General features: G+C 57.7%; 14 protein-coding genes and 2 pseudogenes. 10 read left to right on the plus strand and 6 right to left on the minus strand.

Annotated features, from left to right (window positions below):
- From BM341_RS18225 to BM341_RS18240, 4 genes are all read right to left on the minus strand, one after another.
- Positions 1-784, minus strand: a 784-nt coding sequence (locus tag BM341_RS18225) for an IS5 family transposase (protein ID WP_089796847.1), incomplete at its 3' end; no start/stop codon positions are given.
- Between the two features lie 401 nt (positions 785-1,185).
- Positions 1,186-2,691, minus strand: coding sequence for an aldehyde dehydrogenase (locus tag BM341_RS18230; protein ID WP_089797639.1), 1,506 nt, complete (start codon positions 2,689-2,691; stop codon positions 1,186-1,188).
- Between the two features lie 48 nt (positions 2,692-2,739).
- Complete coding sequence (locus BM341_RS18235; RefSeq protein WP_089797640.1) at positions 2,740-4,068, minus strand: NAD(P)/FAD-dependent oxidoreductase; 1,329 nt, start codon at positions 4,066-4,068, stop codon at positions 2,740-2,742.
- A 24-nt stretch (positions 4,069-4,092) separates the two neighbouring features.
- A complete protein-coding gene (locus BM341_RS18240; protein WP_089797642.1) occupies positions 4,093-4,983 on the minus strand; it encodes a dihydrodipicolinate synthase family protein in 891 nt (296 codons plus the stop codon).
- Between the two features lie 308 nt (positions 4,984-5,291).
- On the opposite strand from BM341_RS18240, the gene BM341_RS18245 reads away from it, so the two are divergent.
- From BM341_RS18245 to BM341_RS18260, 4 genes and pseudogenes are all read left to right on the plus strand, one after another.
- Positions 5,292-6,266, plus strand: a complete 975-nt coding sequence (locus BM341_RS18245) for a LysR substrate-binding domain-containing protein (RefSeq protein WP_089797644.1) — start codon at positions 5,292-5,294, stop codon at positions 6,264-6,266.
- 183 nt (positions 6,267-6,449) lie between these two features.
- Positions 6,450-7,413: pseudogene (locus tag BM341_RS18250) on the plus strand (IS1595 family transposase).
- A gap of 214 nt (positions 7,414-7,627) precedes the next feature.
- Positions 7,628-9,142, plus strand: a complete 1,515-nt coding sequence (gene nhaC / locus BM341_RS18255) for a Na+/H+ antiporter NhaC (protein WP_089797646.1) — start codon at positions 7,628-7,630, stop codon at positions 9,140-9,142.
- 129 nt (positions 9,143-9,271) lie between these two features.
- Positions 9,272-9,406: pseudogene (locus BM341_RS18260) on the plus strand (mannonate dehydratase); the annotation flags it as partial.
- A gap of 61 nt (positions 9,407-9,467) precedes the next feature.
- Here BM341_RS18260 and BM341_RS18265 read toward each other — a convergent pair.
- The gene (locus tag BM341_RS18265; RefSeq protein WP_089797650.1) at positions 9,468-10,139 is read right to left on the minus strand and encodes an HAD family hydrolase; all 672 of its coding nucleotides are present in this window, start codon (positions 10,137-10,139) and stop codon (positions 9,468-9,470) included.
- Between the two features lie 78 nt (positions 10,140-10,217).
- Complete coding sequence (locus tag BM341_RS18270; protein WP_089797652.1) at positions 10,218-11,069, minus strand: MurR/RpiR family transcriptional regulator; 852 nt, start codon at positions 11,067-11,069, stop codon at positions 10,218-10,220.
- 186 nt (positions 11,070-11,255) lie between these two features.
- Between BM341_RS18270 and BM341_RS18275 the strand changes: the two genes are divergently transcribed.
- The 6 genes from BM341_RS18275 to BM341_RS18300 are packed head-to-tail and all read left to right on the plus strand — an operon-like array spanning position 11,256 to position 18,366.
- Entirely contained in the window at positions 11,256-13,208 is a 1,953-nt protein-coding gene (locus BM341_RS18275) for a bifunctional 5-dehydro-2-deoxygluconokinase/5-dehydro-2-deoxyphosphogluconate aldolase (RefSeq protein WP_089797654.1), read from the plus strand.
- A 5-nt stretch (positions 13,209-13,213) separates the two neighbouring features.
- Complete coding sequence (locus BM341_RS18280; protein ID WP_089797655.1) at positions 13,214-14,716, plus strand: CoA-acylating methylmalonate-semialdehyde dehydrogenase; 1,503 nt, start codon at positions 13,214-13,216, stop codon at positions 14,714-14,716.
- A 44-nt stretch (positions 14,717-14,760) separates the two neighbouring features.
- Positions 14,761-15,450 carry an SDR family NAD(P)-dependent oxidoreductase gene (locus BM341_RS18285; RefSeq protein WP_175507913.1) on the plus strand — a complete coding sequence of 230 codons (690 nt, stop codon included), beginning with the start codon at positions 14,761-14,763 and terminating at the stop codon, positions 15,448-15,450.
- Positions 15,450-16,544 carry an L-idonate 5-dehydrogenase gene (locus tag BM341_RS18290; RefSeq protein ID WP_089797659.1) on the plus strand — a complete coding sequence of 365 codons (1,095 nt, stop codon included), beginning with the start codon at positions 15,450-15,452 and terminating at the stop codon, positions 16,542-16,544. Before BM341_RS18285 ends, BM341_RS18290 begins: the two co-directional genes overlap by 1 nt.
- Positions 16,545-16,567: 23 nt before the next feature.
- Complete coding sequence (locus tag BM341_RS18295) at positions 16,568-17,062, plus strand: TRAP transporter small permease (RefSeq protein WP_175507914.1); 495 nt, start codon at positions 16,568-16,570, stop codon at positions 17,060-17,062.
- A gap of 11 nt (positions 17,063-17,073) precedes the next feature.
- Positions 17,074-18,366, plus strand: coding sequence for a TRAP transporter large permease (locus BM341_RS18300; protein WP_089797662.1), 1,293 nt, complete (start codon positions 17,074-17,076; stop codon positions 18,364-18,366).
- The last annotated feature ends 18 nt before the right edge of the window (positions 18,367-18,384 follow it).

Here is an 18,384-nt window from a genome sequence, read left to right on the forward strand (position 1 = left end):
TCATCGGGCTGTCGTCCAGCTTCTTGATGGCGCCGCGCTTGGCGGCGACGCAGCACCGAGAATCCGGGGCGTCCTTTTCTTCGTCCAGGTACTTCCCCATGCCGGTATAGCCGGCATCGCCGTATATCCGCTTGTCATCGTCATGCACGAGATGACTGACCATGGTGACATCGGCCACGTTGGCCGCAGTGGCAACGACACTGTGGGTCAGCCCGGTGACCGCATCGACGCCGATATGGGCCTTCAGGCCGAAATACCACTGGTTGCCTTTCTTGGTCTGCTTCATCGCCGGGTCGCGCTGCTTGGCCTGGTTCTTGGTGGAAGGCGCCGCTGCCACGATGGTCGCGTCGACGATGGTGCCCTCGCGCATGAACAACCCCTGCTCGGCCAGGTGGGCGTTGATCTCCTCGAAGATCCGCTGGGTCAGGGCATGCTTCTCCAGCAGGTGGCGGAAGCGAAGCAGCGTGGTCGCATCCGGCACGCTCTCGACAGCCAGGTCGATGCCCACGAAGTCGCGCATCGCCTGGCTATCGTAGATCGCATCTTCGAGCGCTTCGTCGGCGAGCGCATACCATTGTTGCAGGAAGTAGATCCGCAGCATACGCGCCAGCCCGATGGGCGGCCGGCCCCGCTTGCCCGCCGAGTTCGGGAAGTAGGACGGCGACAGCGCGTCGATCAGCCGTTGCCAAGGCACCAGAGTCTCCATCTGGGCCAGGAAACGCTCTCGACGGGTGACCTTCTTCTTGTTCTGGTGCTCTGCCTGGGCGAACGAGATCTGCTTCATCGGATGGCTCTGTCAGACGGTGGTGGGAGGGTCAAATTCTACCCCGCCGATGGCGATCAGGCAGCTACGGTGGGATTTGTGCAGCGTTTCCCTAGAGCTAACTTTTATTGAACTTTTCAATGTCATGCCATCTTCTCCGTAGGAGCTATTATAGTTGGGGTTCATTTCCTGCCTGGCCATGACCAAGCATTTATTTAAGCTATTACAGTGGCAAAAATTATGGAAACGACTTTTCTTTAGTGCAAAACAAAACCTGAGGTTATCGTTGCCACGAACGGCGGGGGTTAGACTTTCGTTGCTACATGTGGATGATCGCTGTCGGCGAGCCAGCCGCCTCCCGCCACCCACGGGAACGCGAATGGCAGGGCAGAAGCTGTCTTTGTGGCGAGCTTGACGCTGAATCAGGCCAGCTGGATCCAGGTGGTCTTGAGCTCGCAGTACTGATCATGGGCATAGACCGACTTGTCCCGCCCGCCGAAGCCCGACTGCTTGTAGCCGCCGAAGGGGGTAGTGATGTCGCCCTCCGAGAAGCAATTGACGGCGACCGTGCCAGCGCGAATGGCAGCGGCCATGCGGTGCACGGTGTTGAGATCTTCGCTCCACAGCGAGGCCGCCAGGCCGTAACAGGTATCGTTGGCGATAGCGATGGCCTCCTCCTCGGTGTCGAACGGGATCACCGCCAGCACCGGGCCGAAGATCTCCTCCCGCGCCGCCGCGGCTTCCTTGGGCACCTCGTCGAAGATAGTCGGCGCCACGAAATAGCCGCCAGTCTCTTCGCGAAGACGTGCCCCGCCGATCACCAGGGCCAGGCCTTCTGCCTTGGCCTGATCGATATGCGCCAGCACCTTGTCCATGTGGGCCTGCTCGATCAAGGCGCCGAGCTGCACCTCGGGGTCCAGCGGATCGCCGGTGGTCCATTCCGTCTCGAGCTGAAGCATCATCTCGTCGAGTAGTGCCGCCTTGACCGAGCGATGCACGATCAACCGCGAACCCGCCGAGCAGTTCTCGCCCATGTTCCAGAAGGCGGCAGCCAGCACATGGCTCGCCACGGTCTTGAGGTCGCTGACATCGGGCATGACCACCTGCGGGTTCTTGCCGCCGCATTCCAGGACGATGCGCTTGAGGTTGCTCGCCGCCGAGTACTCGAGGAAGCGACGCCCCACCTCGGTGGAACCGGTGAAGGTGACCAGGTCGATGTCGGGATGCAAGCCGATGGCTTTGCCGGCCACATGGCCGAGCCCCGGCACGACGTTCAGCACCCCGGCGGGAATGCCGGCCTCGAAGGCCAGTTCGGCGAGGCGCAGGGTGCTCAGCGAGGTCAGCTCAGCGGGCTTGAGCACCACGCTGTTGCCGGTCACCAGCGCCGGCCCCAGTTTCCAGCCGGCCATCATGGCGGGGAAATTCCACGGCAGTACCGCCCCGACAACCCCGATCGGCTCGCGGCTGATCGTTGCCACCACGTCCTTGGCGGACGGCGCCACGGCATCGTAGAGCTTGTCGGCGGCCTCGGCGTGCCAGCGAATGGTGTTGGCGGTATCGGGGATATCGACATTGAAACATTCGCTAATGGGCTTGCCCGCCTCCAGAGCTTCCAGCACGGCGAGCTCCAGACAGTGTTCCTCGATCAGCTCGGCGAAGCGCTGCATGATGGCCTTGCGCTCGGCGGGGGCGAGCCCCGACCAGACGCCGGCCTCGAAGGCCCGGCGGGCGGCCTGAACGGCAAGGCCCACGTCCTCGGCGTCGCAGGCGGCGACCTCGGTCAGCACCTCGCCGGTGGCGGGATTCAGGGTCTCGAACGTCTCGCCGGAGCGCGCGGGGGCGAAGCGACCATCGATGAAGGCCAGGTTGCGATACTCGAGTCGTTCAACCTGACGCGCAATGGCGTTTTGGGTGAGGCTAGCGGACATTGTTGTTGTCTCCTATGAGATCGATCTGAAGGCTATCCAGGGTGGCGGTCAGAGTTCGATACCGGCCTGCCACTCTTTCCAGCTGAGGGCCGAACGCACCCCCAGACCGAGCAGCGGTTCTGGCGGGTTGATGGCCGGTTCGGGTTGTTTGCGTATGATGTCGAGCAGCTCGCTCTGCATGCCGAGCGCGTCTTCGGCGATCAGCTTTCCGGCGATGGTGCCACCGGTCAGGCCCAGCCCGTTCTGGCAAAGGGCGCTGAAGATGCCCGGGGCGATCTCACCGAACGGTCGACCACCGTTGCGAGTCAGACAGAGGGCGCCGCCCCACGTATAGTCGAAGTCCACCTTGGACAGCATCGGGAAGCGTCGCCCGAAGGATCGCTGGTGGGCGGAACGCACGCGTGACAGTTGGTTGGCGCTTGCGCTGACGTGCGGGTTGTAGGTGAAGGAATTGCGAATGCAAATGCGCCCGTCCCCCATGCGCCGCACCGTGGTACCCATCGGGTCGGCGGGGATCAGTCCCCAGCTTTCTTCACCGCCCAGCACCGCTTTTTCCTGATCGTCGAGCGGGCGGGTCAGGCTGGCGTAGGTGAAAATGGGCAGTATGCGACCCTTAAGCCCCAGTTGGCCAAACTGGGCGGCATAGGCGTTGTTGGCCAGCACTAGGCGTGGTGCCTCCAGGCGCCCCGCATCGGTGGTGAGGGCATGGGGGTTGCCCACATCAATCTGACGTACCGGGCTGTCCTCGAACACCTGCACATTGTCGGGCAGGGTTTGGCCCAGGCCGCGAACCAGTGCAGCCGGTTGTACCTGCACACAACCTGGCGCGTGCAGGCCCGCCTTGTAGAAGCTCGTGCCTGTCACCGCCTCCATCTCCGTGGCGTCGAGCTCGCGATAGGGCTCGTCCAGCCCTGATAGGCCCTTGGCGAAGGCTTCCAAGGCACGAATACCCTGCTCCTTGGCGGCGCCATGTAGCTTGCCCTGCTCCCGCCAGTCACATTCGATGCCGTGGCGTTGCACGATCTCGCGCATGTAGTCGATGGCGCTCCGGTTGAGACGAATCTGCTGGAGATCACGCTCACGGTCGCCGGTGTAGTCGTGGGAGTTCAGGTCATGGGGCAGGTCGACCATGAAGCCCGAATTGCGTCCGGCGGCGCCGAAGCCGATACGCCGGGCTTCTATCAGGGCGATAGAGGAATTCGGCTGCAATTCCGCCAAGCGCCGAGCGGCGGCCAGGCCGGCCAGACCCGCACCCAGTACCACCCAGTCGGCACGCACGGTACTCCGCAGCGGCGTGCTTGGCGGTGGCTGAGGCAGGGTCTCGTACCACCCGCAGCGGCCGTCGTCTTGGGGAAGAAACTTGCATTGCAGCTTCATGGGGTGCGCTCCACTGACAGAGACTCAGCCGCGCTGTGCGACCAGGGTCTCGTAGGCCTGCTTGAAGGCGGCCTTCTCGGCCTCGTTCAGTGGCAACAGCGGACGACGCGCCGGCCCGACCGGCAGGCCGGAGAGTTCGCAACCGTACTTGATGTACTGACAGAACTTGCCGCCCTGCTCGAGCAGATTGAGGATTGGCAACAGGCGGGCGGCCAACTCGCGGCCGGCGACGAAATCCTTGTCGATCACACAGGCCTTATGCAGGGCGACATGCTCGGGGGCCAGGAAGTTGGAAGCACCTGCTACCCAACTGCGCGCGCCCCAGACAAAGAACTCTAGTACCTGATCATCCATGCCGCAGCTGAGCTGGAGCTGGTCGGCATGCTCGTTGGCCAGGGAATGCAGTCGCTCGATCGAGCCGGTGCTCTCCTTGATCGCCTGAATGTTGGGACGATCACGCAGTGCCTCGATCAGCTCGAGCGTCATGGGTACGCCAGTACGATCGGGGAAGTTGTAGAGCATGATCGGCATGTCGAGGGCATCGTCGACGGCCCGAATATGGGCCAATAGCTCGTCCTGGGCCGGCTGACAGTAGTAGGGCGCGGGCACGAGAATGGCATCGAAGCCGGCGGCCTTGGCATGCTGACCCAGCTCCAGGCACTCTTCGGTACTAGTGGCATTGATGCCCGCCATGATCGGGATGCGCCCCTTCGTATGGCCCGCGACGAAATCGAAGACCCGCTTGCGCTCATCCTTGCTCTGGGCGTAGTACTCGCCGGTGGTGCCACCAATGATCAAGCCATGTACCCCTTGGCTGATCAAGGTGTCAGCGACTCTCTCAAGCTTGTCGAGTTGGAGGGAGCCATCCGGGGAAAAAGGAGTTACGACAGGTGTCCAGATGCCATTGAAATTCATAATGTCGCCTTGTGTTTGTTGGCTGGTGGGTCGGTTAAACGATGGTAAGCGGGTATGTTTGCTCTAAAAAAGCAACATTTCGTCCCGATAAACCATGATCGGACGTTATGAGCGGACCTTTACAAAAAAGCCACGTACGGTTCTGAAAGAGGTAGAGGGAATAACCTTTTATTAGCTCAACCCTTGGTTAGCACCTCGGACTACTGGGGCCTATAAGGACTCAAGAAGGAGGCTTTCCTTGACCATGGCCCATGTTCCGGATGACTATCGATGACTCCGACTTTGCAGGATTTCGATAACGCTTCTTCATGACAACGCACACCGATCCCGACCAGACTCTGCTCAAGATGCCATCGCTGCGGGCGGTGAAGTCCTTCGTTGCGGCGGCGCGCTATCAGAACTTCACGCGTGCTGCCGAGGCGCTGTGCGTGACGCAGGCCGCCATCAGTCGCCAGGTGCGTGAGCTGGAGAGCTTTCTCGGGACGCCACTGTTCAAGCGCGTGGGGCGTGCGGTGGAGTTGACCACGGCCGGCTCCATTTTCTTCGACGCCGCCCAGCTCTCCTTCATCAACATCGCCCAAGCCGCGGATCGGGTTCGCAAGGAGCACAGCACCAGTGCCAGGCGCCCCCTGACGCTTTGCTGTTCTCCTGCCTTCTCGGCGCTGTGGATGTCACATCGTTTGCCAAGCTTCTTCAGCACCAATCCGGATATCGACCTCAATCTGGTCACGACCCAGAACTTCCTGTCCATGGAACCGGGGATCAATCCGGATATCTTCATTACCAAGATGTCGCGGGTGCGCGATGGCTACATCAGCGTGCCGCTCTTCCACGACGTGATCTATCCGGTATGTTCGCCGGCTTATCTCGAGGCACATCCCGAGATCCGCACCCTCGAGGGACTACGCGACGGAGTATTGCTGAACCTGAGTCCCTACGGCCGCTCTCAGGTCGCCGAGCATGTGGATTGGGGAGTATGGCTGGGTATTCATCACCTCGACATCGAGGAGCGTTCGCGCGATAGCCTTCACTATCTCAATGCCAACGACTACAACATGTTGATCCAGTTAGTGCTCAATGACCAAGGGGCGGCCTTAGGCTGGGAGCACTTGGTGGGCCCGCTTGTCGAACAGGGACGGCTGATCAGGCCGGTCGAAGAGGAGGTGGTGCTGGATGACACGCGCCATTACTTTGCCTTCCGCGAGGATAAGGCAGACGATGAGGCACTGAGCCGGTTTCGAAACTGGTTTATGGAGCAAATGAGTGTCTCGATAACTACCTGACCCCGGGCATAGAGGTGACGAGCAAGGCACTGTATTCCATTTGTCGATCCAATGTATCTCTCATCATGTGGATTCCAATCTGCTTAAGCATAACGAAATTTACTGGTTTTTTAGGGCTATGTTGGTCGCTGTTGTTGGCGTGCTTTAAAAATACTGTATATCCAGTTTCCTCTGGAGCACGCCATGAATCAAGCAGGCCTCAAAGCCCTCGAGCAGACACTGACTCGCCTCCCTGCCCCTCTCAAGAAATACCTGGCAGGTCAGCTTGTTGGGCAAATCAACGCCCAAGCGAATACCATGCTCGACATCGCAAGACCTCACCTTCCCTGCCCGCTACTGTGGCGCTGAACACCCTGCCAAGTGGGGGCGCAGCGGTGGTCTGCAGCGCTATCGGTGTCGGAATCCCGATTGTCACAAGACGTTCAATGTCCTCACAGGCACGCCTCTGGCCAAGCTGCAGCACCGCGACAAGTGGTTCGACTACCTGCGTTGCATGCGAGACAGCCTGACGTTACGCGTCTCGGCGGCCCGAGTGGGCATCGATTTGAAGACGGCCTTCCGCTGGCGACATCGCTTCCTGACAACGAGCGCTCAAGACAACGCCAACCCCCTATCCGGCATCATCGAGGTAGACGAGACCTTCTTCGTGGAGTCTTGCAAGGGAAAGCGCCACCTCACGCACCGGACGTCTCGGAAACGCGGTGGCCAAGGCAATAGAAAGAAAAAAGCGGATAAAATTTCGGTCGTTATCGTGCGTGATCGCCATGGCCACGTCAGTGACCTGGTGGATCCGACGCTGCAGAAGGCGACTGTCCACGCCTTCCTGGCACCGATCATCGATCGTGATTCGATTTTATGTTCGGACGGACACAGCTGGTACAAGACCTTCTCTGCTGAGCATGGGATTGCCCATCATCGACTGATCACACTCGTTAACCAGCGAGTGATCGGCAAGGAATACCACATTCAGAACGTGAACAGTTATATCAGCCGGCTAAAGGGCGGGATGGTGCGCTTTCATGGGGTGGGGTCAGCGTACTTACCCAATTACCTGGCATGGCGGCGGTTGTTTGAAACCGCTAAGCCAGCAGAGGAGGCGTGGTTTCGCAAGGCGATAGGCGCAGACCAACAACAGATACCAACATAGCCGTCTCAATTGTGCCGATAATCAACCTTATACTAAAGGATAGTAGAAAGGTGCCTACCCTTGGTCAATAGGTCGATTGCCGGCTTTGTTCTAAGTTTATGTCGCATATGTTCAATCAACTCGTCCCTCGCTTGGTGTTTGATGATCGATGGTGGGGGCCGGCATGTTGCTTTTGGCTTGCCCTTGAGAAGAACAAGCACGCGGAGACGTCGAGATGTTGGACAAGACCAAGCCCCGTATCGGGTTGCAATTGGCTGTGCTGCCAATTCTGTTGACCTTTATCGTTCTCGGTATCCAGCTGTTCGTGTTCGATACCTTCACGCCACATGTCCCCTTGATCATGGGTATCGGGATTGCGGCTCTGGTCGGCCGCTGGAATGGCACCTCTTGGAAGGACATGGAGGAAGGCATGCTGCACGTGGTAAGTGTTGGCCTGCCTGCTATTGGTATCCTGATCCTTGTCGGGATGCTGACCGGCGTGTGGATCGCCAGCGGTACGGTGCCGACGCTGATCTACTTCGGTCTCGAATTGATCAGCCCGCAACTATTCCTGGCGGCTGCCGCGCTGATGTGCGCCGTCGTGTCGGTGTCACTCGGCACATCGTGGGGCACCGTCGGCACGGTGGGCTTGGCTCTGATGGGGATCGGGGCAGGCTTCGATATTCCAGTGTACTGGACCGCAGGTGCGGTGGTGTCGGGGGCCTTCTTCGGTGACAAGGTATCTCCGCTCTCGGATACCACCAACCTGGCTCCAGCCGTCACTGGCGTGGACCTCTTCGACCATATCCGCAATCTTGTGCCGACCACTCTGCCGGCCATGCTGATTGCAGTGGTGATCTATCTGGTGGCGGGCTTCAGCCTGGTGGGTGATGAGTCTGCTTCTCTCGCCAGGATTGCCTCCATCAACACCGGACTGACAGACCAATTCATGTTGTCCTGGTGGACGGTGCTGCCAGTAGCGCTGGTCATCGGCCTGGCGGTCATGCGCATGCCGGCGATGCCGGTACTGTTCACCGGTGTGCTCCTGGGCGGGCTGGCCGCCTTGGTCTTCCAGGGCGAAAGTATAAAGAATCTCTTCGTCTATGCTTTCTCCGGTTACGAGATTGCGACGGGGGTGACCGAGATCGATGGTCTGCTCAACCGCGGTGGCATCCAATCCATGACCTGGGTCATCACGCTGCTGCTGATTGCGCTTTCCTTCGGCGGAATACTTGAGAGCACCGGGTCCATGCGGGCGATTCTCGATGCGGTCGTCAAGCGCATCAGAAACTTTGGGTCCCTGCAGACATCGGCGATCGGAAGTTCGATGGTGACGAATGTCGTCGCCGGCGACCCCTACCTCTCGATCGCCCTGACGGGCCGCATGTTCGGTCCGGCCTATCGTGGCATGGGGTATTCGATGCTCAACCTCTCCCGCGCCACTGAAGAAGGGGGCACACTGGTTTCTCCCCTGGTGCCGTGGAACGCCGGTGGGGCCGTGGTCATCACCTCCTTGGGGCTTGGCGTCTACAGCGGTTCGCCCATTGATCTGCTCTATATCCCCCTGGCCTTCGCCTGCTGGCTCTCACCGCTGATCGGTATTCTCTACGCATGGACCGGGTGGTTCTCCCCGCTCGCCAGCGATGAGGAGAAGAGGCTCTGGAAAGCCCAAGGGGAAGAGGTCATGAAATTCGACTCTTGGGGGGATGAAAGCGTGCGTTTCAACAGGGACATCTATCGTGTGAACTGAGGCACTAGTCTAGGTATCCAGTCCTGACGTTCTTGCCATGGCTGGCATCCATTTGGGTGCCAGTTTCCGTTTGTTGAAAGCACTCCGTATATGGAGTCACTCTGGTTGCGGTGCTACTCACTGGCAGCGCTGCGTCCCGATCATGGCCACCACATCCTCGACGACCAGCATCGCAATACCGCACCGAGCTATCCGCTTTACGGACGCCTCAAGGGATTGGCGGAGCTGCGGGGGGTGGAGCACACCGTACGGCAGCTGACTTGATCCACCCGCGTTAGCATGTAGGCAACGAAGCCGCACTTCTAATCGGTGCGGCTTCGTGCGTTCAGGCAGGTAACAGAGCGGCGAGACGCGCGACCGCCTGTGGTAGGTCCTTCGCGTGGAGCAGGGCGATAGCACCGTCGGGGGTGATTTCGCTGTCGGGAAAATGATTCAGGTGGATAACCTGCATGCCCGCCTTCAGCCCCGCCTCGACCCCCACGGCAGCATCGTCAATGACCACACATCGCTCTGCTGGATAACCCATGGCTTCAGCAGCCTTGAGGTAGAGAACGGGGTCCGGTTTCCAAACGCCGAATGTGTAGGCGCTGAACAGGTTGCCACCGAAATGTTGAGTGAAATCGACACTCTCCATGGCGCAGCGAATCTTGCGTTCTGGGCCATTGGAAACCACCCCGCATGGATAGTTCTGCAGGCGCTCCAGTGCCTCGCGCATGCCGACAATGGGTCGAAGGTGTTCTCGCATCCGTGCCTCCATCAAATCGCGCATGGCCGCCTCCATGGCGTCTCGTTGCGGGTCGCTTAAAGACTGATGGCGAGGCTCCAGCTCGAGCACGATGGCGAGAAAACGCACACCGCGAAACTCCTCCATATACTGCTGGGCAGAAAAGGGAAGACCGAAGGCCGGCAGAATCTCTTCCATCACTTCAGCGAGTAGGAACTCACTGTCGACCAGGGTGCCGTCAGAATCGAAGAGTAGACAGAGCGGGGGTGACATGCAGGTCTCCAGGCGGCGTGAGGAAACAGGATAAAAAGGCGTTGGTGTTTCAGGGCTTGTAAGAGGGTATCAACGGACTTAGGTGCTCCGTGTAATAGCGGGTGATGTGGTCATGTCATGTCGGACACCTAGGGCAATCGCCAGTGTCTGGGCAAGGCAAAGCGAAGCTGTCAAACCGCGGAAACTTTTGACTTCCGCTTCCTGCACGACAAATGACACATCCGCTATCTGGGCGAGAGGACTTACGTTGGAGTCGGTGATGACGACCAAGGGGATGTGTCGCTCGCAAGCGGTGGCAGCCAGCTGCCGTGTTTCTTCGGCATAAGGGGAAAAGCTGATCACCATCAGTGCATCGTGTGGGCCGATAGCCTGAACTTGTTCTCCATACATGCCACCCAGCCCATTAACAAGAAAAGCTCGCTTGTCGACGTGGTGAAGCGCATAGGTCATGTAGCTGGCTACCACGAAGCTTCGGCGAGCGCCCATGACGTGGATGGCGCGTGCCTTCTCGAAGATATCCAGTGCCTGCTCCAGGCTGTGAGGGTCAATTCGCCCTGGTAGCTGCTCCAATGCTTGGCGGTTGGCGTCAGCAAATTCCCACAACAGCTGCGTGCTGTCAGGCGTTTCGCCCGTAGCGCTACGAACCGCATGAATACGCTCCGTGTAGTTTGGTAGCTCATCAACTAGCCTCGCCCTGAAAAGCACCTGCATTTCCGAGAAGCCCGAAAACCCGAAGGTGTTGGCAAAACGAATCAGCGTCGATGGGGTGACGCCGGCGCTTTCCGATATCTTAGCCACGGTGGAAAAGGCGATGTCCTGAGGGTGGTCAAGTAGATAGCGCGCTGTTTCCTGAAGCCTGGGGCTCAGTGAGGCGTACTTGGCGGTGACGCGTTGCTTGAGGTCGTTAAAATCCTGGGTTGGTGGAGTCATTGAATTTCAAAGCCTTTATTCGACGAAGCTACGATAGCATATATGGAATGTATGTTCTATTTTAGTCTCGTTATGGAATTAATGGTTTGACAGTGCTCGTTTATGGAATTTATATTCCAGCCAAACGTTGCTGCGCCAGGGGGCTGATCACATCCACGTCCCCCAGGAAGAGGAGACCACCTGATCATGCATGGCCCCAATGACCAACACCCCTTGGACTTGATCTGTCTAGGTCGGATTGCTGTTGACCTCTATGCGGAACAGCTTGGCAGCCGTCTAGAAGACGTCTCGAGCTTCGCGAAGTACCTCGGGGGAAGCTCGGGAAACGTGGCGTTTGGCACAGCACGGCTGGGATTGAAAACGGCGATGCTTTCTCGTGTGGGCAACGAGCAGCTAGGCAATTTCGTGCGTGAAGAACTGCAGCGTGTAGGTGTCGATACCTCAGCGCTGCAGACGGATCCTCATCGGCACACTGGCATGGTATTGCTGGCGCTCAAGGATCGAGAGACGTTTCCACTGCTGTTCTACCGCCGTGACTGTGCCGATATGGCAATAGAAGCAGACGCCATTGATTCCGATTTTATCGGCACGGCTCAGGCACTAGCTATCACCGGTACGCATTTATCGACGGACACCACGCGCCGTGCCTGCAGAAAAGCCCTGGATGCTGCAGCGGAGCATGGCGTCAAGCGGATACTGGATATTGACTATCGTCCAGTGCTGTGGGGGCTGACCGCCCCGGGAGACGGCGAGACGCGCTACATTTCCGATGACAAGGTCACTGCAGACCTGCGGGGCTGGTTGACCGATTTCGACTTGATCGTCGGCACCGAAGAGGAATTCCATATCGCCGGCGGCAGTACCGATACTCTGACATCGCTGCGGGCCGTTCGTGAGGTCAGTGAGGCGACTCTGGTTTGCAAGCTTGGCCCGCTTGGCTGCGTTGTCATCGAGGGGGAGATTCCCGAGCACATCGAAGACGGAGTCCTGGTCAAAGGCGTCCAGGTGGATGTGCTCAACGTACTGGGCGCTGGCGATGCATTCATGAGTGGGTTGCTTCGGGGCTGGTTGCGCGGTGAAACATGGGAAATCAGTGCAACCTACGCCAATGCCTGTGGCGCGCTAGTGGTGTCACGGCATGGCTGTGCCCCGGCAATGCCGACCGAAGAAGAACTTATGGATTACTTGGACCGCCGTGAGGCTGTTCCGCGTCCAGACAAGGATATTCGGCTTAATCACCTGCATCGGGTGACCACAAGGGTTCAGAAAGAGTGGCCGGAAGTCTGTGGCTTGGCGTTTGATCATCGCCGTCAGCTGACGGATATGGCGCTGTCCGTCGGCGCGGATGTCAGTCGTTTGCCACTAATGAAGCGATTACTGGTGGAGGCGGCGGAGCAGGGCGCTCGACATGCGGGTCTCGTGGCTCCGGCCATCCTGGTGGACGATGTGCTGGGACTGGATGCGTTGAATGAAGCCACTGGGCGGGGCTGGTGGATCGGTCGTCCAGTTGAACTGCCGAGCTCCCGCCCGCTGCGATTCCAGCATGGCGACGACCTGGGTAGCAGCTTTCGGCATTGGCCCGCCGAGCACATCATCAAATGCCTCTTCTTCTATCACCCTGATGACCCGGTAGAACTGCGCCTTGAGCAAGAAGCTCGCGTACACCAGTTATATGAAGCTGCCTGTGCTAACGAGCTCGAATTGCTTCTTGAAATCATCCCTCCGTCCGACCAAACCGTCGACGATACAACGCTGCCTCGCAGTCTGCAGCGCTTCTACGAATTGGGCATACGGCCAGACTGGTGGAAGTTGCCTGCGTTGTCTGACGAGGGCTGGCAAGCGGTCGGACAGATCATCGACGAACAGGATCCTCATTGCCGTGGTGTCGTTCTGTTGGGCCTGGATGCATCGATGGACCAAGTCAAAAAAGGGTTTGGCCCTGCCGCACGACACGCACACTGCAAAGGATTTACCGTCGGTCGAACGCTATTTGCGCAGCCCTGCCGCGAATGGCTGGCGGGCCACCTTCAAGACGATGCCCTAGTGAGCCAGGTAGCGAGCAATTACGCCGAGCTGATCCATGAATGGCGTTCGTTGCGTCAGCGCGGCACAGAAATTCACACGGTGGAAAGAGGATAAAAGAGATGCAGACGCTAGGGAATTTCGTAAACGGACAGGCCGTGGCCGGCCAGAGCGACCGCACCGCGCCGGTCTATAACCCTGCCACTGGTCAGCAGAGCCTGCAGGTGGCGCTCTCCTCAGCCGACGAGACCCGCGAGGCGGTGCGCATCGCTCATGAGGCCTTCACCGGCTGGGCGAAGATCACTCCGCTCAAGCGTTCGCGCATCCTGTTCAAGTTCAAGGCGCTAGTCGAGGAACATACAGATGAGCTGGCAACACTCATTTCCCGCGAGCACGGCAAGGTGTTCTCCGACGCCAAGGGCGAGGTGACCCGTGGCCTGGAAGTCGTCGAATTCGCCTGCGGCATACCTCATCTGCAGAAGGGCGAGCATTCGATGAACGTCGGCACCGGCGTGGACAGCTATTCCATGATGCAGCCGCTGGGGGTCTGTGCCGGCATCTCGCCGTTCAACTTCCCGGCCATGGTGCCGATGTGGATGTTTCCCATCGCACTCGCCTGCGGCAATACCTTCGTGATGAAGCCCTCGGAGAAGGATCCCTCCACCTCGATGCGCCTGGCCGAGCTGCTGAAGGAGGCCGGCCTGCCGGATGGGGTCTTCAACGTGGTCAACGGCGACAAGGAGAGCGTTGACGTGCTGCTCACCGATGAGCGTGTCCAGGCGGTGAGTTTCGTAGGCTCCACGCCCATCGCCGAGTACATCTATGCGACGGCGTCGGCCCACGGTAAGCGCGTCCAGGCCCTGGGCGGCGCCAAGAACCACATGGTGATCATGCCCGATGCCGACCTTGACCAGGCTGTCGGGGCGCTGATGGGGGCCGCCTACGGCTCCGCCGGCGAGCGCTGCATGGCGATCTCGGTGGCGGTGCCGGTGGGCGAGGAGACCGCCAACCGCCTGCGCGAGAAGCTGGTGGCCGAGCTCAAGCAGCTCACCGTGGGGCCTGGTCTGGTCGAGGGCCCTGACAATGACATGGGCCCACTGATCACTCGCGAGCACCTGGAGAAGGTCAAGAGGTATATCCAGGTCGGCGTGGACGAGGGCGCCGATCTGGTGGTAGATGGCCGCGACACCGCGGTCGAGGGGGCTGGCGACGGTTTCTTCCTGGGTGGCTCACTGTTCGATCACGTCACGCCGGCCATGCGTATCCACCGCGAGGAGATCTTCGGTCCGGTGCTGGCCATTGCACGAGCGGCGAGCTTCGACGATGCCGTGGCGATGGTCAACGCCCACGAGTTCGGCAACGGCACCGCCATCTTTACCCGCGACGGCGACGCCGCGCGCCAGTACTGCGAGCAGATTCAGGTCGGCATGGTGGGCGTCAACGTGCCGATCCCGGTGCCCATGGCCTTCCACAGCTTCGGTGGCTGGAAGCGCTCGCTGTTCGGTCCGCTGCACATGCACGGCCCCGATGGGGTGCGTTTCAATACCCGCATGAAGACCATCACCCAGCGCTGGCCGAGTGGCATCCGCGAGGAGACCAACCACTTCACGATGCCGACGCATTGATGGATAACGGGACGACCAACAAAAATCTATAAGTGGTGAGTCTTTTGAATGAGAAAACAGTGCTGATTACAGGTGGCGCATCCGGTATTGGTTGCCAGACCGCGAGGGTATTCAAGCGGCATGGATATCGGGTCATCGTGGCAGATATGCAGGAAGGCGATGGCGTGGAGGATCTCTTCATTCAAGCTGATCTAACTAATCAACGGGACAGGGATGCCATCGTGAGTCAGGTCGATCGCCTGGATGCCTTGGTAAACTGTGCTGGCGTCAATCTGCAAGAAAAAGAGTGGGAACTGGCTGGGTTTGAGAAATCTATGGCTATCAACTGTACGGCGGTCTTTGAGCTGTCGACTCGATTGAGTAGCCTCTTGGCTGACTCAGGCGGTGCCATCATCAATATAGCATCGATGTGGAGTTACTTTGGCTCGCCCAAGTCGCCTGGATATGGAGCCAGCAAGGGCGCCATCGTTTCCTTGACTAAAGCGATGGCCGTTGCGTGGGCCGAGAAAGGGGTGCGTACCAATGCCGTAGCGCCAGGTTGGGTGAAGACAAATATGACGATGGCCGCACGTGCCGACCTCAACCGCGCCGAGCAGATCACGTCGCGCATCCCGATGAAACGCTGGGCAGACCCTGAGGAAATTGCCTCTGTCATTTATTTTCTTGCCTCGGATGCTGCCTCCTATGTCAATGGCGCAATCATACCGGTGGATGGAGGTTATATGGTGGGTTGATGGTAAGAGCCATCTACACACCGTTCAGTCATTTACTGCCTAAATATAGTGGTGTTGATATGAAATCATATGTGATTTATGGGCCGAAGGATTTGCGCATTGAGGAGCGACAAGAAAGAGAGCTGGAGGCCGATGAAGTACGTTTGGGGTTGGCGTACGGAGGAATCTGTGGTTCCGATATGCATTATTACCAGGAAGGTAAGGTAGGACATTCCGTCGTCAAAGAGCCTATGGTATTGGGCCATGAGCTTACAGGCGTTGCGCTGGAAATTGGGCAGAACGTTAATGATGTCTCGGTTGGGGATAAGGTCGCCATCAGCCCCGCATTGCCTTGTGGAACATGTGATATGTGTCTGCAAGGAGACGAGAACGTCTGCTTCAATATGAAATATCTTGGGAGTGCCGCCAAGCGCCCCCACACGCAAGGTGCCTTTGAGGAACGGCCGGTGGTCAAGTCACGGCAGTGCGTGGTGATTCCTGTTGATGCTGACCTCAAGCTGGCGGCTCTGGCTGAGCCGTATGCAATTTCTTTGCACGCGGTTAATTTGGGGGAGGTAGCCTCAAAACGTGTTCTGGTGTTTGGTGCGGGTACAATTGGTACGCTTGCGGCCGTGGCTGCCTTGAGTGAGGGCGCCAGCGAGGTATATGTCGCAGACATTCAGCAGGCGGCACTGGAGCGCGCCCGCGAATTGGCCGACATCCAAGCCATCAATGCCAATGATTTACAATCACAGATATCCTCAGGTGAGCTCCCTTACTTCGATGTGGTCATAGAAGCCTCCGGGGCCCCTCAAGCATTTAATACAGCTTTGGCTGTCCTTATTCCAAAGGGACGGCTAATCCAGGTCGGCTTTTTGGCCCCAGCAGAACTTGATATGAACATGGTGTTGACGAAGGAGATCACCATCAGGGGAGCTTATCGATTTTTAAATGAGTTCGACAAGGCTGTCACGTCAGTGCTTGCTAACCCAAAACTTGCTAGTGCAGTGTCCGCTACCTATGAGTTTGGTGTCGCCGAGGAAGCATTTGATGCTTCACTCGACAAGCAAAAACATCTTAAGGTGATGCTTTGTAACAATGAATACAATTCTTGATCAATAACGGCAGAGGCGGTGTTATGTTGAGCGTGCTCCGGTCGAGAACTGTGGAAGAGTGGCTTTCAGCGATTTTGTTGACGGTTGTCATTGCTCTTCTTGGCTTTCAGGTAGTCCTTAGATTTGGCTTTGGACGAAACCTGAGTTGGTTGGAGGAAGTGTCCCGTTATTTTTTCGTCTGGGCCATTTATTTTGGTTTTGTTATTGCGGCGGAGCAGAATCGACATATACGGGTGACATTTCATATTTCTATGCTTCCTGAAACTACACAAAAGGTAGTGTTAACGATTGCCGATATGGTTTGGTTAGCGTTCAATATTGTCGTCATATGGCAGGGAGGGAAAATGTTTTATGAGTCCATGCAGTTCCCTTATATCTCACAGACGACAGGCATTAACTTGGCATGGGTTCAATTGATTGTCCCTCTTGGCATGCTTTTTATATCGGTGCGAGTTATTGAATGTATTGTTAAGCGTTGGAAGTATGGCTTGATCAAAATAGACACCCGAGTGGACTGAAGGTATATGCTATGAGCCCCGCTATTATCCTTTCAATAGGCTTTATTGGTTTTCTTGTACTCGGTGTGCCTGTTGCGATAGCTATGGGCATGGCCGCGATATTGAGTATGATGCAGTCCGGCCTGCCTCTGTCGTATGTCGTCCAGAGTGCGTACTCCGCCGTCAATGACTTTACGATTATCGCTGTGCCCATGTTTATTTTAGCCGGCGCCCTGATGGAGAAGGGAGGGCTGACAGAGCGACTCATCCTATTTTCCCGCGCACTGGTAGGCCCGGCGCCCGGAGGTCTGGCGACGGTCACCATCGTTGCCTGCACGCTGTTTGCAGCCATTTCAGGTTCGGGACCTGCTACAACGGCCGCTATTGGCTCTATCATGATCCCGGCGATGATAAAGGAATATAAGGATCGGGGGTTTTCTAGTGCCATAACCGCGAGTGCAGGCGGAATTGGTGTTGTCATTCCACCATCCATTCCTATCATTATCTATGGCATCACATCGGAAACGTCTATTACCGCGCTCTTTGTGGCGGGAGTCATACCTGGCTTGTTGCTTGCCCTTGCACTTTACCTGACAGTGGTGGTGATCAGTAAGAAGCGTGGCTTCGTTGCCAGTGATACACGCAAGCGTGATTTTTCCAACATATGGCGAACTGCGAAAGACGCTAAGTGGTCGTTGCTTGCCCCGGTGATCATTCTCGGCGGCATCTATACGGGTGTCTTTACCGTGACAGAAGCCTCCATTGTGGCTGTCTATTACGCACTTTTTGTTGGGATTTTCATTCATAAAGAGATAAAGCTCACGCTGTTTATTGATTGCCTGGGTTATACTGCACGGGTAGCCGGAACGGTCATGCTTGTGTTGGTGACTGGCCGCGTTGTTGGTCGGCTGCTTTCTATGTATCAGATCCCCCAGCAAATATCTTCACTCATGCTGTCCACGTTCACCGACCCCGTGACTCTGATTATTGTCATCATTGTTCTGTTGATATTTGTGGGGATGTGGATGGAGACGTTGACTCAAATTATTATTTTGACGCCTCTATTGCTGCCTGTCGCTATAGGAGTGGATATCCATCCGGTTCAGTTCGGCATCATGTTCGTGATTGCCTGCGAAATAGGTTATTCCACTCCCCCGCTTGGTGTTAATTTATTCGTTGCCAGTGAGATCGGTGAAACAACAATAGAAAAGATTAGCTGGGCATCGTTACCCTTCATTGGTGCCGAGGTGGCTGTACTTCTCCTCGTTGCCTTTGTACCCCAAGTGAGCATGGCACTGCCTGAGCTCCTTGGGTTTATCCGCTAGCTGCTAAAAAAGAGGAAC

The organism is Halomonas korlensis (assembly GCF_900116705.1).
Classification (GTDB): Bacteria; Pseudomonadota; Gammaproteobacteria; order Pseudomonadales; family Halomonadaceae; genus Halomonas; species Halomonas korlensis.

What these genes read in the sequence shown, in the direction of transcription:
- BM341_RS18230 (WP_089797639.1), bottom strand. Translation starts at nt 2,691, where the DNA reads ATGTCCGCTAGCCTCACCCAAAACGCCATTGCGCGTCAGGTTGAACGA.
- BM341_RS18235 (WP_089797640.1), bottom strand. Translation starts at nt 4,068, where the DNA reads ATGAAGCTGCAATGCAAGTTTCTTCCCCAAGACGACGGCCGCTGCGGG.
- BM341_RS18240 (WP_089797642.1), bottom strand. Translation starts at nt 4,983, where the DNA reads ATGAATTTCAATGGCATCTGGACACCTGTCGTAACTCCTTTTTCCCCG.
- BM341_RS18245 (WP_089797644.1), top strand. Translation starts at nt 5,292, where the DNA reads ATGACAACGCACACCGATCCCGACCAGACTCTGCTCAAGATGCCATCG.
- nhaC (WP_089797646.1), top strand. Translation starts at nt 7,628, where the DNA reads ATGTTGGACAAGACCAAGCCCCGTATCGGGTTGCAATTGGCTGTGCTG.
- BM341_RS18265 (WP_089797650.1), bottom strand. Translation starts at nt 10,139, where the DNA reads ATGTCACCCCCGCTCTGTCTACTCTTCGATTCTGACGGCACCCTGGTC.
- BM341_RS18270 (WP_089797652.1), bottom strand. Translation starts at nt 11,069, where the DNA reads ATGACTCCACCAACCCAGGATTTTAACGACCTCAAGCAACGCGTCACC.
- BM341_RS18275 (WP_089797654.1), top strand. Translation starts at nt 11,256, where the DNA reads ATGCATGGCCCCAATGACCAACACCCCTTGGACTTGATCTGTCTAGGT.
- BM341_RS18280 (WP_089797655.1), top strand. Translation starts at nt 13,214, where the DNA reads ATGCAGACGCTAGGGAATTTCGTAAACGGACAGGCCGTGGCCGGCCAG.
- BM341_RS18290 (WP_089797659.1), top strand. Translation starts at nt 15,450, where the DNA reads ATGGTAAGAGCCATCTACACACCGTTCAGTCATTTACTGCCTAAATAT.
- BM341_RS18295 (WP_175507914.1), top strand. Translation starts at nt 16,568, where the DNA reads ATGTTGAGCGTGCTCCGGTCGAGAACTGTGGAAGAGTGGCTTTCAGCG.
- BM341_RS18300 (WP_089797662.1), top strand. Translation starts at nt 17,074, where the DNA reads ATGAGCCCCGCTATTATCCTTTCAATAGGCTTTATTGGTTTTCTTGTA.